General features: G+C 36.8%; 11 protein-coding genes and 1 pseudogene. 9 read left to right on the forward strand and 3 right to left on the reverse strand.

The annotated features are described in order from the left end of the window. Positions 1-19 precede the first annotated feature (19 nt). The 6 genes from LDX58_RS10195 (at position 20) to LDX58_RS10220 (ending at position 6,816) form a co-directional block, all read left to right on the forward strand. Positions 20-1,330: an arsenic transporter gene (locus LDX58_RS10195; RefSeq protein ID WP_227936730.1), complete on the forward strand. Its 1,311-nt coding sequence runs from the start codon at positions 20-22 to the stop codon at positions 1,328-1,330. Between the two features lie 34 nt (positions 1,331-1,364). Beyond that, positions 1,365-1,784, forward strand: coding sequence for an arsenate reductase (thioredoxin) (gene arsC, locus LDX58_RS10200; protein WP_227936731.1), 420 nt, complete (start codon positions 1,365-1,367; stop codon positions 1,782-1,784). Between the two features lie 53 nt (positions 1,785-1,837). After that, positions 1,838-2,194, forward strand: coding sequence for an arsenite efflux transporter metallochaperone ArsD (gene arsD, locus LDX58_RS10205; protein WP_227936732.1), 357 nt, complete (start codon positions 1,838-1,840; stop codon positions 2,192-2,194). Continuing rightward, positions 2,191-3,957, forward strand: a complete 1,767-nt coding sequence (gene arsA / locus LDX58_RS10210; RefSeq protein ID WP_227936733.1) for an arsenical pump-driving ATPase — start codon at positions 2,191-2,193, stop codon at positions 3,955-3,957. Before arsD ends, arsA begins: the two co-directional genes overlap by 4 nt. Before the next feature lie 802 nt (positions 3,958-4,759). After that, positions 4,760-6,220, forward strand: a complete 1,461-nt coding sequence (locus LDX58_RS10215) for a SulP family inorganic anion transporter (RefSeq protein ID WP_227936734.1) — start codon at positions 4,760-4,762, stop codon at positions 6,218-6,220. A 179-nt stretch (positions 6,221-6,399) separates the two neighbouring features. Further along, positions 6,400-6,816 carry a universal stress protein gene (locus LDX58_RS10220; protein ID WP_227936735.1) on the forward strand — a complete coding sequence of 139 codons (417 nt, stop codon included), beginning with the start codon at positions 6,400-6,402 and terminating at the stop codon, positions 6,814-6,816. Positions 6,817-7,391: 575 nt separating this feature from the next. Here LDX58_RS10220 and LDX58_RS10225 read toward each other — a convergent pair. Next, positions 7,392-7,574: a helix-turn-helix domain-containing protein gene (locus LDX58_RS10225; protein WP_227936736.1), complete on the reverse strand. Its 183-nt coding sequence runs from the start codon at positions 7,572-7,574 to the stop codon at positions 7,392-7,394. A 241-nt stretch (positions 7,575-7,815) separates the two neighbouring features. Between LDX58_RS10225 and LDX58_RS26685 the strand changes: the two genes are divergently transcribed. From LDX58_RS26685 to LDX58_RS10235, 3 genes and pseudogenes are all read left to right on the forward strand, one after another. Then, complete coding sequence (locus LDX58_RS26685; RefSeq protein WP_227936737.1) at positions 7,816-8,007, forward strand: phBC6A51 family helix-turn-helix protein; 192 nt, start codon at positions 7,816-7,818, stop codon at positions 8,005-8,007. Between the two features lie 72 nt (positions 8,008-8,079). After that, positions 8,080-8,181, forward strand: a pseudogene (locus tag LDX58_RS26425) (hypothetical protein); the annotation flags it as partial. Between the two features lie 180 nt (positions 8,182-8,361). After that, the gene (locus LDX58_RS10235; RefSeq protein ID WP_227936738.1) at positions 8,362-10,209 is read left to right on the forward strand and encodes an LTA synthase family protein; all 1,848 of its coding nucleotides are present in this window, start codon (positions 8,362-8,364) and stop codon (positions 10,207-10,209) included. Between the two features lie 180 nt (positions 10,210-10,389). Here the strand turns inward: LDX58_RS10235 and LDX58_RS10240 are convergent, their stop codons facing one another. Continuing rightward, a complete protein-coding gene (locus LDX58_RS10240; protein ID WP_227936739.1) occupies positions 10,390-10,803 on the reverse strand; it encodes a universal stress protein in 414 nt (137 codons plus the stop codon). 13 nt (positions 10,804-10,816) lie between these two features. Beyond that, positions 10,817-12,271 carry a SulP family inorganic anion transporter gene (locus LDX58_RS10245; RefSeq protein ID WP_227936740.1) on the reverse strand — a complete coding sequence of 485 codons (1,455 nt, stop codon included), beginning with the start codon at positions 12,269-12,271 and terminating at the stop codon, positions 10,817-10,819. Positions 12,272-12,402 lie beyond the last annotated feature (131 nt).

Here is a 12,402-nt window from a genome sequence, read left to right on the forward strand (position 1 = left end):
AAAAGAGGAGTGGAGAAACTTGTCACAAGTCATACTGGCATCTCTCATTTTCCTATTTACGCTCGTACTTGTCATTTGGCAACCAAAAGGCTTATCAATAGGCTGGTCAGCATCGATCGGGGCAGTCCTAGCCCTAGCAGTCGGTGTCGTTGATCTAGGTGATGTGGTGACCGTAACAGGAATTGTTTGGAATGCAACTTTAACATTTGTAGCTATTATTATTATTTCTTTAATTTTAGATGAAATTGGCTTTTTTGAATGGTCTGCCTTGCATATGGCTAGGTTTGCAAAAGGAAACGGAATTAAAATGTTTCTATATGTTTCAATCCTTGGAGCGATTGTCGCTGCCTTGTTTGCAAATGATGGAGCAGCTCTTATCTTAACTCCGATTGTCTTAGCAATGGTTCGAGCCCTTCGCTTTAAAGAAGCGATGGTTTTGCCATTCATTATGGCGAGTGGTTTCATTGCTGATACGACATCTTTGCCGTTACTTGTTAGTAATTTAGTGAATATCGTCTCGGCAGATTTCTTTGGAATTGGATTTGTTGAGTATGCATCACGTATGATTGTTCCTAACTTTTTTGCTTTAGGAGCTAGTATTCTTGTTTTATATTTGTATTTCCGCAAAGACATTCCGAAAAATTATGATTTGAGTCAATTGAAACAACCAGTTGAAGCGATAAAGGATCCAAGGCTATTTAAGTTATCTTGGTATATTTTAGCTGTGTTATTAATCGGTTATTTTGTAAGTGAGTTTATTCATTTACCGGTATCGTTTGTTGCGATGCCGATCGCCATTGTCTTTTACTTGATTTTCCGTTCGGTTAGTGCAAACAATCCACAATTAAGTTCTACAGGTATTATCAAAAACGCACCGTGGGCGGTCGTTGTGTTTTCAATTGGAATGTATGTCGTCGTTTACAGTCTTCGAAATGTTGGTTTAACGGATATGCTAGCAACAGTCATTGAAGGAGCAGCGAATCAAGGATTATTCGTTGGGACGATGTCGATGGGCTTTATTGCGGCCATACTATCATCAATCATGAACAACATGCCAACAGTGATGATTAATGCATTAGCGATTGCTGATACAGCTACCACAGGGCCGATTCGAGAAGCATTAATTTATGCAAATGTGATTGGTTCAGATTTAGGGCCGAAGATTACACCAATTGGTTCATTAGCTACCTTGTTGTGGTTACATGTTCTCGCTCAAAAAGGGATGAAGATCTCATGGGGGTATTACTTTAAGGTAGGTATTATTTTAACGATACCAACGTTATTTATTACGCTTGTTGGTTTATATCTCTGGTTAGTAATTATTCTCTAAAAAAAAATCTATGAATTCAAAAGGAGAAATTACCATGTCTAAACCAATCATTTACTTTTTATGCACAGGAAACTCTTGCCGTAGCCAAATGGCTGAAGGTTGGGGAAAGAAGCATCTTGGGGATCAATATGATGTCTATTCAGCAGGAATCGAAGCTCACGGTGTCAACCCGAATGCCGTGAAAGCAATGGCTGAAGTTGGGGTTGATATTTCCAATCAAACATCAGATACGATTGATCCCAAGATTCTAAAGAAGGCTGATCTAGTTGTAACGCTATGTGGCCATGCCAATGACGTCTGCCCAGCTACACCTCCGAACAAAGAACGTCAACACTGGGGCTTTGATGACCCTGCAAAAGCAGAAGGAACAGACGAAGAAAAATGGGCTTTCTTCCAACGTCTACGTGATGAGATTGGTGAACGTATTCACACATTTGCTGAAACAGGGAAATAATTTATGAGCGGGGCTAGTCCTCGTTTTTCCAGATCCAAAAGGAGGCTACTATGATGGTAAAAATAAGAATCTATGATCCTGCAATGTGCTGCGATACCGGTGTTTGTGGACCAAGCGTCGATCCCGAGTTAACAAGAGTGGCAACGGCTCTATTCATGTTAGAAAAGCAAACGATTGATATTGCACGGTTTAATTTAGCATCTGATCCACAAGCGTTTGTTGATGAAACGCAAATCCAACAGTTGTTACATGAAGAGGGAATTGATGCGCTGCCCACCACTATAGTTGATGGAGAAATCAAACTAAAAGGTCAATACCCAACCAATGAACAGTTAGCTAAGTGGGCGAATGTGCCAACCGAAGTTCTATCCAAACAACCAAGCAAATCAAAAGGAATTGAATTGCTATGATCACACGTTTTCAACCTAGTTCAAATACAGTAACACCATTCTTATTTTTCACGGGAAAAGGCGGTGTTGGTAAGACGTCGACGGCCTGTGCAACGGCTGTAGCCTTGGCAGAAGAGGGGAAAGAAGTATTGATTGTCAGTACCGATCCTGCTTCAAACTTACAAGATGTATTTGATCAAGAGATTGGTTACATAACTACGAAGATAAAAGCAATACGGGGACTAGAAGCGATCAATCTTGACCCTGAAGAAGCGGCTAGTGCATATAGGGAAAAAATTGTTGGTCCATTTCGAGACAAACTTCCAGCAGTCGTTGTTACACAAATGGAAGAGCAGCTATCAGGGGCATGTACCGTTGAGATTGCTGCCTTTGATGAATTTGCATCAATATTAACGGATCCTGAACGAACAGATACATATGACCATATCATTTTTGATACAGCTCCAACTGGTCATACGCTCCGCTTGCTTCAACTTCCTAGTGCTTGGTCTAGCTTTCTCGAGGACAGTACTCACGGTGCGTCATGCCTAGGACCTCTTTCTGGCCTTGCTGAAAAAAGAGCGCTGTATACGGACGCTGTTAAAGCGCTAGCTAATACAGAGGAGACGACGCTTATCCTTGTTTCTAGACCAGATGAGTCCGCGTTATCAGAAGCAAGTCGAGCTGCTAAAGAGTTAAAGGAAGTCGGTTTGACCAATCAAATCTTACTGATTAATGGATGTCTTGAGCATTATGAAAAAGAAGATTTAGTTTCTACAGCTTTTTACAAACGACAGCAACAAGCATTAACGAACATGCCAGAAGAAGTAAAATCTATGAGATCATTTAAGCTCCCTTATGTCCCGTACCAACTTACAGGTCCAGATGCTTTACGAGCTTTTTTCAAAAATGAACAACATCAACCATTAGAAGATCAAGAGGTAACGTCGGTAGAGCTTCCTTCACTAAGAGCAGTGATCCAACGACTAGGAGCTAAAAACAGCGGAGTTATATTAACAATGGGCAAAGGGGGAGTCGGTAAAACGACCGTAGCGGCATCGCTCGCTATTGGTTTAGCAGAACAAGGGCATTCGGTTCATTTAACAACGACAGACCCCGCTGAGCATCTTTCATTTGTCCTAGAGGGAACAAAGGCAAAGGGCCGTTTAACCATTAGCCAGATCAATCCGAAAAAAGAAGTGGAAGCCTATACTCAGGAAGTGTTAGCGCAAGCGAAAGAGACGTTAGATGAAAATGGGTTAGCTTATTTAAAAGAGGATTTGAGTTCTCCATGCACAGAAGAGATTGCTGTTTTTCGTGCTTTTGCCGAAGTTGTCGATCAAGCAAGCGGTTCATTTGTCGTCATTGATACAGCTCCGACCGGCCACACTCTTTTACTGTTAGATGCGGCGCAGTCTTATCATAAAGAAATTGAACGATCAACAGGTGAGGTTCCAAAGTCTGTCTCAAAGCTTTTGCCAAGACTGCGAAACAGTGAGGAAACAGATATCATCATTGTTACCTTGCCTGAGGCAACTCCTGTTCATGAGGCGAAACGATTACAAGATGATTTAGCTCGGGCACACATCACACCAAACTGGTGGGTGGTCAATCAATGTTTTTCTGCAACTCATACGACTGATCCGTTATTAAGTCAACGCTCTTTATCTGAACAGAAGTGGATTCAACTTATTGGCCAATCGCATGCATCCCAAACGGCTGTGATTCCTTGGCAATCAGAAGAGTTAATTGGCTATGATCAGTTAAAAAAATTAACGAATTAATGGAAGCATCTTAAATTGTAAAATAAAGAATAACGAGATTGAGGAGTCCAAATTTCAAAAAAATAGGAATCAGAATATAGTCCCAATGAAAAGCGACTTACTTTGATAAATCAACTTTATGTTCGCGCTTAGATCAGTGTCTGCGGTTGAACTGAAAAATGCGATATTTCACAGTCTAAATTATCCTATCAATTATAGATTTGACTTTATGCCAATTTCGTTGCTCGCGATAAAAGAGAATACTATAGGTTAAGTGAAGAAACAATGAATGAGCTTTTGTCGTGGCAGTGTGCTGCGTTTTGAAACCACAGTAAATAAATAAACGAAGCTGCTAGTAAATGATAACCGTTTACTAGCAGCTTTTTCATTTCTTACTTAGGAAGCTAGGATTTGAACCATCAGTTATTTAATTAGATTTTAAGTGACATATATGATTGGCTAGCATAGCCAATTTTTTGTATACATGTATAGTGAAGCGATAAAAGTTACTTAATAGGAACTAAATTAAGGAAGAAAGAATTAATTACGCATTAATATAATTCAGTTTTAACTAATTATATTTATATAGATCAAAAATTATTAAAATATAAATGATTATAAAAGATTATAATCAATGAAAATTAAAGAATATGATAGAAAAACAGTGAATTTATTTGAAAATCAAATATGACATACGCTTACATTAGATTTTTGTGAAAATCGAAATCGTGGTAAGATTCAACTGTTCACAGAATCGTAACGACTTTTGTGAGAGTCAAAAGTCGGTCAAATATATATAATTTTAATAGAAAGAGGTGCGAAATTGAATTTACAGTCAATTAAGCAGCAGTGGTTTGGAAATAGTAGAGGAGATGTTTTAGCAGGGATTGTTGTAGCACTTGCCCTTATTCCAGAGGCGATCGCCTTTTCGATTATAGCGGGTGTCGATCCGATGGTAGGACTTTACGCATCATTTTGTATCGCAGTAGTTATAGCTTTTGTAGGCGGACGTCCCGGTATGATATCAGGTGCAACTGGGGCGATGGCATTACTTATGATTACGTTAATAGCTGATCATGGATTGCAGTATTTACTAGCAGCAACGATTTTGACAGGGATTTTACAATTTTTATTTGGTGCTTTTAAATTAGCATCCATTATGAAATTTGTGCCACGTTCTGTTATGGTTGGATTCGTTAATGCACTTGCCATTATGATTTTCACTTCTCAATTACAACATTTTGTTGGTGAGACTTGGATTATGTACGCATTAGTTGCTCTAACTTTAGCCATTATTTATTTATTCCCTAAAATAACAACAGCTGTCCCTTCAACACTTGTCGCGATCGTTGTTGTTACGGCACTCGCAATTTTTGGGAATATTGGTGTTCGTGCCGTTGGTGATTTAGGAACGTTAACTCAAAGTTTACCAATATTTTTAATTCCTTCAATTCCATTAAATTTTGAAACATTAATGATTATTTTTCCGTATTCGTTAGCGCTAGCTATTGTTGGTCTACTTGAATCATTATTAACGGCTAATATCGTAGATGATATGACAGATACAGAGAGTAATAAAAACAAAGAAATTCGTGGACAAGGTTATGCGAATGTCGTAACTGGATTCTTTGGTGGTATGGCTGGTTGTGCGATGCTTGGGCAATCTGTTATTAACGTAAAATCTGGTGGTACTGGGCGGTTATCTTCTTTAGTAGCCGGTGTCGTTCTTATGTTCCTAATTATTGTATTAGGTGGAATCGTTGTACAGATTCCGATGGCGGCTTTAGCAGGTGTCATGATTATGGTTGCAATCGGTACATTTGATTGGAGCTCGTTGAAATCACTTCATAAAGTACCGAAGTCAGATGCCGCAATTATGATCGTTACGGTAGTTACAGTTCTTTATACACATGACCTTTCGATGGGTGTCTTTGCTGGTGTTGTATTAAGTGCGATTATCTTTGCTGCTAAAATTTCAAAGATACATGTTGAAGAGACGTTGGTTCAAAATGGAAAGAAAAAGATTTATAAATTAAGTGGTCAAATCTTCTTTGCATCCGTAAGTGATTTACCGAAAAAGTTTAATTATAAAGAGGACGTACGAGAAGTTGTGATAGATTTAACGGAAGCTCATCTATGGGACGATTCAGCAATTGGTGCATTGGATAAGATTGAGACAAAGTTTGAACAAAATCACATTACAGTATCATATGTAGGTTTAAATAATGAAAGTCAAAAGCTTAAAAAGCGAATTGGTGGCTTATCAAAAGCATCAGGTCATTAATAGTTTATAAGTTTCATTACTTCGAGTTGGCCTCGCGTACGTTCGGCCAACTTTTTTTGAAGAGAACATAATGCTTGTAACAAATGCTTAGTTATATCCGGTCCAGTTAAAGCAGAAGCTTGATGACTTGGAGCTAACTTATTTAATTCAGAATGATTTTAGGTCGAGGGGGAAATACAATGTTTCAACGAATTTTAGTAGCTGTTGATGGATCGGAGCATTCATTAAGAGCAGCTGATTATGCAATTAAATTAGTGTCAGGGAAAGAAAAGGAAATTGATATTATTTATGTTATAAGTGGAACAACATCAAAATCGGATGTTTTGAACAATCGTAGCAAAATCGAAATTAGTGGCAGTAGAAAGTCGATGCTAAAAAAGTATGAAGAAAAGTTCTTTGCTAATAAAGTCAAATGTGATGTTCATGTACTCCATGGTGAGCCTGGTCCTACTATCGTAGACTTTGCTAATAAAGGTGAATATGATTGCATGGTGTTGGGGAGTAGAGGGTTAAATAAGCTTCAAAGCCTGGTTTTAGGAAGTGTGAGTCATAAGGTTGCAAAGTATACAGTTTGTCCTGTATTGATCATTAAATAGTTAATTATTTAAGGAATTACATTCTAATTATAAGAGACCGATTGATGTTTTGCGGTTAAACGGTTTTTTTGTTGATAAAATAACAAGTCCTAATAGATAATATTGAGCAAAAATAAAAAGGCATTTCAAAAAAGGATATATATCACTCGAATATGGAATAGTGATGTGATATTAGGAGAATGGTCAATGATTATTTTAAAAATAACTAATTTGTAGGTTGTTTCAGCTAATTTAAGTATAAATGGTTATAAAAAAATTGTTGTAATGAACGTATCAGTCTTATCGAGAAATAAAGAGTAAGGATGAAAAAATTTGTATGTTTTACGCTTACATTGAATTTTTGAGATTCTAGATTTAGTGTACGACTCACTTATCCAAAACGATCAAGGTTGGAATAATTTAGTGGGGGATGTTAATTGGAAATAAACAAATTGTTTTTAGGAGTTAAATTAATTATTAGGGTTGATTTAATGATGTACTCATTTGTGTAATTATGAGGTAAAGTAATATACATTAAAGAGGACAATTCCAAGAATTATCCTCGTTTTAAGAGTGTTTTTGAGGGAAAGATCCTTCTAAATACGGTCTCCATTTTTAAGTTTTTCAATATAAACATCAAGATCACTTTTTTTTACACGCCAATGCCTACCGATTTTAAAACCTGGCATCCTGCCTTCTTGTACGAGTTTGTATGTGGTCATTTCACTGATTTGTAAATATTTAGCAACTTGAGAAATAGTCATAATTTCTGGATCCATGTTTACCCCTTTCCTACCCTGGAGTTAAATATTAACTTTTATTATAGCACAGTAAAAGGAATTATAAACGGTAGTTTTTCATTAATATGAATTCGATACGATGATAGTTAATAGGCCGATTAACTGAACTAACTAATTTATATGACCGAGTTTAAGAAGAGGCTAGAAGCAATATGATGACTTAATATCGTGGGTGAATGAATGCTTATGAAATTAACTAGAAAGAAATGTCATCTTAACCATGTATAAGAGATTAGAACAAAAACGATTATTCGCTATTAAACTGATAATCTCAAAAAGGTACTCAATCAATGAGATTGCAGAAAGATGTAATGTCTCAAGAATGACATTGTGGAAATGGCGTCAGCAACCATCATTTAAGAAGAAATTGGAAATAGACTCAACAGATAAAAAGACAATTAAAGCAATATGACAATTTTATAGAACTCGAAACCGTACCGGGAAAGTCTACTTTAGCTTTAAAAGATGAGAGTACGGTTAAACAAATACAGTCGTTTGGACTGGTGGTGTCCAAGGAAATACAGTAGTTGCAAATTCGGGCCATGAAGTGAATAGAGGACGCGCAACTGTTAATGAGTTTCTTCAGTATTAAATAAAATAGTTAGAGCGATAAGGAAAAATGAAGCTTACATGATTTTTATTGATTTTTGAGTATTTACATTGTATAATTAGATGTTTTAGTCTACCTAATTAAATACGATTTAAGCGCATGATAAATAGACGATAAAATGCTTGGGTATTGAACATTGAAAGGAGTTAGCAAAACATGGCTAACATTAAATTGATGAACAACAGATTAAAGTTTTTATGGTTAGCAGTTTTATTATTAACATTAAAGACCTACTTGCTATATAAAGTTGGCTTTGAAATTTCGTCAGAAAACGTCTTGCAAGAATTTATCTTACTCATTAACCCATTGAGTTCCGTTATCCTTTTATTAGGAGTGAGTTTGTTTTTTAGTGGTAAAAAGAGAAATATAATAATAATTGTTACTAGTTTCATTGGCACACTTATCTTGTATTTTAATCTCATTTACTATCGCTTCTTTACAGACTTTATAACGTTACCTGTACTCTTTCAAACGAACAATGCAAAAGATTTGTCTAGTAGTGTTTTGGGATTATTGACTTTCTATGATCTATTTTTGTTAATCGATCTAATTTTCTTGTCTATTTTATTACTAAAGAATAAAATACCTACAGTTCAAAAAGTAAGAAAAGAGACAATGGCAATAATTGCTTTATCGATTTTAATCTTTATCGTAAACTTGGGAATAGCTCAAATCGAACGACCACAGTTATTAACTAGATCGTTTGATCGTGAATTACTTGTTAAGAATATTGGGACTTTCAATTATCATATCTATGATGCGGTAATTCAGTCACAATCGAAAACAAAGCGGGTCTTTGCTGAAAGCTCGGATATCGATGAGATCATTTCATATCGAAGTGAAAATTACAAACAGCCTGATCAAGATTTATTTGGATTGGCTGAGGGGAAAAATGTTATTGTCTTATCATTAGAATCTCTTCAAAGTTTTGTTATTAATGAGACTATAGATGGAGAAGAAATCACCCCATTTTTAAATAAGTTGATTGACGAAAGTTATTATTTTGAAAATTTTTACCATCAAACTGCTCAAGGGAAAACGTCGGATTCAGAATTTTTACTAGCAAATTCTATGTTTGGCCGAGATAGTGGTGCCGTATTTTTTACTCAATCTGGGAATACGTACAACGCACTTCCGGAAATATTGAACGGAACCGGTTATTACACATCAGTGATGCATGCAAATAACAAAAGCTTTTGGAATCGAGATGTGATGTATGACACATTAGGGTTTGCTCACTATTTTGATATCAACTCCTATGATGTTAATGAGAGTAACTCTGTAGGTTGGGGGTTAAAGGACAAAGATTTCTTTGAACAGTCTATTGAACTCTTAAAATCACAACCAGAGCCCTACTTTACACAATTTATCACTCTAACGAACCATTTCCCATTTGAACTGGGGGAAGAGGATCGTTTCATTAATGAATTTGATTCTAATAGTGGTACGTTGAATCGTTATTTCCCTACTGTACGCTATATGGATTATGCGATCGAGCACTTCTTTGAACGACTGAAGGAAGAGGGAATGTACGAGGATTCGGTTTTTATCATTTACGGAGATCATTATGGCATATCGCAAAATCATAAGAAAGCGATGAGTCAGTTTTTGAACAAAGAGGAAATCACTGATTTTGATACCGTTCAACTTCAGAGAGTACCGATGTTTGTTCATATTCCAGGCCACAATGAACACGCAATAAAACAAACAGTCTCTGGACAAATCGATCTAAAGCCAACGATCATGCACTTACTTGGTCTTGAAACAGAAAATGATATTCAATTTGGGTCTGATTTATTCTCACCAGAACGTGATTCTTATGCGGTTCTAAGAGACGGTAGTTTTATTACCGATCAATATGTTTACACAAAAGGAGCTTGTTATTCCAAACCAACAGGCGAGGAGATTGACTTGTCAAATTGTGAGCCAGATATGGAACGAGCGCAGCAAGACCTCAGCTACTCCGACAAACTTATCTATGGTGATTTACTACGGTTTTATTAGAGAAGATACTGAATATTAATGACTTTTAGGTAAATGATGTAAAAAGCATGCGAATTCATGTTCATATGAATTGGCATGCTTTTATTGTTCAATTCAACATTTATATCTTTGTATAAATGTGTGTCACGCCAAAACAGAAGTCATTATTACAGCTTACTTGCCCTTCTAATCTCTCTTTTATTATTTAATAATCAACACCGCACATTTAGCTCTTTTGGCGACTTTATGGCTAACGCTACCTAGGACTAATTCTTGTAAGCGGTTGCGACCACGACTACCTAGAACCACAACATCAAACTTGTTTTCGTTTGCGTGCTTTACGATTGTAGGACCGGGTTCACCTCGTAAAAACTCAACCTCATAGTTGATACCAGCAGCCTTTATTTTGTCTTCGCTTGGTTTTACTTTTGCTTTCCGTTTGTCGGCGGCACCAGTTGTATTCCAATTGTTTAGTACATCTGTTTTAGAGTCATCAGCAACATAGACAATATGAACGGTTGACTCTTGGTTGCATTTTGCCACTTCAATCGCCTTTTCGGCAGCTCGAACCGCATGCTCAGATCCGTCTGTCGCTAATAAAATTTTTTTAAACATCGTTTACCTCCTTTTAGTGGCTACTTAATTTATGTCGTAACTTCTCAACTAAAAGTGTACTTGCTTCATTAAGGCCAGTAACTTCTACATTTGTTCCATTTTCTTCGAACTTCGCGATGATTTTTTCCATAGCAGCGACGGCAGAATCATCCCAAATATGTGCATAGGTTAAATTAAGTTCAACTTCTTTTAAGTCTTCTTTAAAATCAAAAGCAGCAATTGAATCGGTGACGGAGGCAAAAAATAGCTGCCCTTTGATGAAATATGTTCTCTTTCCTTTTTTTCCATCAAGCTTGCTTTCTATACTTACCTTTGAAATTTTTGAGACAAAGAAAATCGCACTCAATAAAATACCTGCAAAGACCCCTTTTGAAAGGTCATGTGTAACAACCACTACCACAACGGTTACAACCATAACCATCGCATCGCTTGCAGGAACAATGATTAGGGTTCGTAATGAATTCCAATCGAATGTACTAATTGATACCATCACCATGACTCCAGCTAATGCAGCCATTGGAATTTGCACGACTATATTTCCTAAAACAATAATGAGGAGAATGAGAACAACACCAGCTACTAAGGAAGATAATCTTCCTTTACCACCTGACTTGACATTAATAACAGATTGCCCAATCATCGCACAACCAGCCATTCCTCCAAAACATCCTGTAATAATGTTTGCGATCCCTTGTCCTCTGCTTTCTTTATTTTTATTACTATCAGTATCGGTCATATCATCGACAATGGCTGCTGTTAGGAGCGATTCAAGGATTCCAACGACAGTTAATGCGAGTGCATAGGGAAAAATAATCGCAATCGTTTCATAAGAAAAGGGGATCTGTGGCAAAAGAAAAACGGGCAGTGTTTGCGTTAAAGTCCCCATATCACCAACGGTAAACACATTCATACCAGTAAACATAGTAAAAGCCGTTACAACCACAATCGCAACAAGTGTTGACGGTATCGCTCTTGTAAGGTATGGAAAAAGGTAAATGATCGCAAGCGTCACAATTGCAACTCCTAACACAACCCAACCATGTCCAAACAAATAAGGGAGTTGTGATGTGAAAATCAGAATGGCTAACGCATTTACAAACCCTACCATAACAGAACGGGGAATAAATTTCATATAACGAGCGAGTTTTAAAATTCCAAATATGATTTGTAATATTCCCGTAAGAATGGTTGCTGCTAATAAATATTCCAGCCCGTGCTGTGCGACAAGGTCAATCATTAATAAAGCCATTGCCCCTGTAGCAGCTGAAATCATTCCTGGTCTGCCGCCAACAAAAGCAAGAATAACAGGTATGAGGAAGGATGAATATAAGCCAACCATCGGATCAACTCCTGCGATAATGGAAAAAGCAATTGCTTCAGGTACTAACGCAAGTGCAACAACAATGCCTGCTAAAGTATCTCCTTTTATGTTACCGAACCAATCTGTTCTCAAGCTTCCTAAATTCATAATCTCACCCTTTTTAGTAAAAATTCTCTTTATTAAGGTGTGAAATTATGGTCAAATTTATATTGGGAAAATTTGTTATCCTATATGACATCTAAGGTTTAAGCCAAATTAGTTAATCTTCGTCCCTTTTA

The sequence above is a fragment of the Alkalihalobacillus deserti genome, assembly GCF_020734105.1.
Lineage (GTDB): Bacteria > Bacillota > Bacilli > Bacillales > Bacillaceae_D > Halalkalibacter > Halalkalibacter deserti.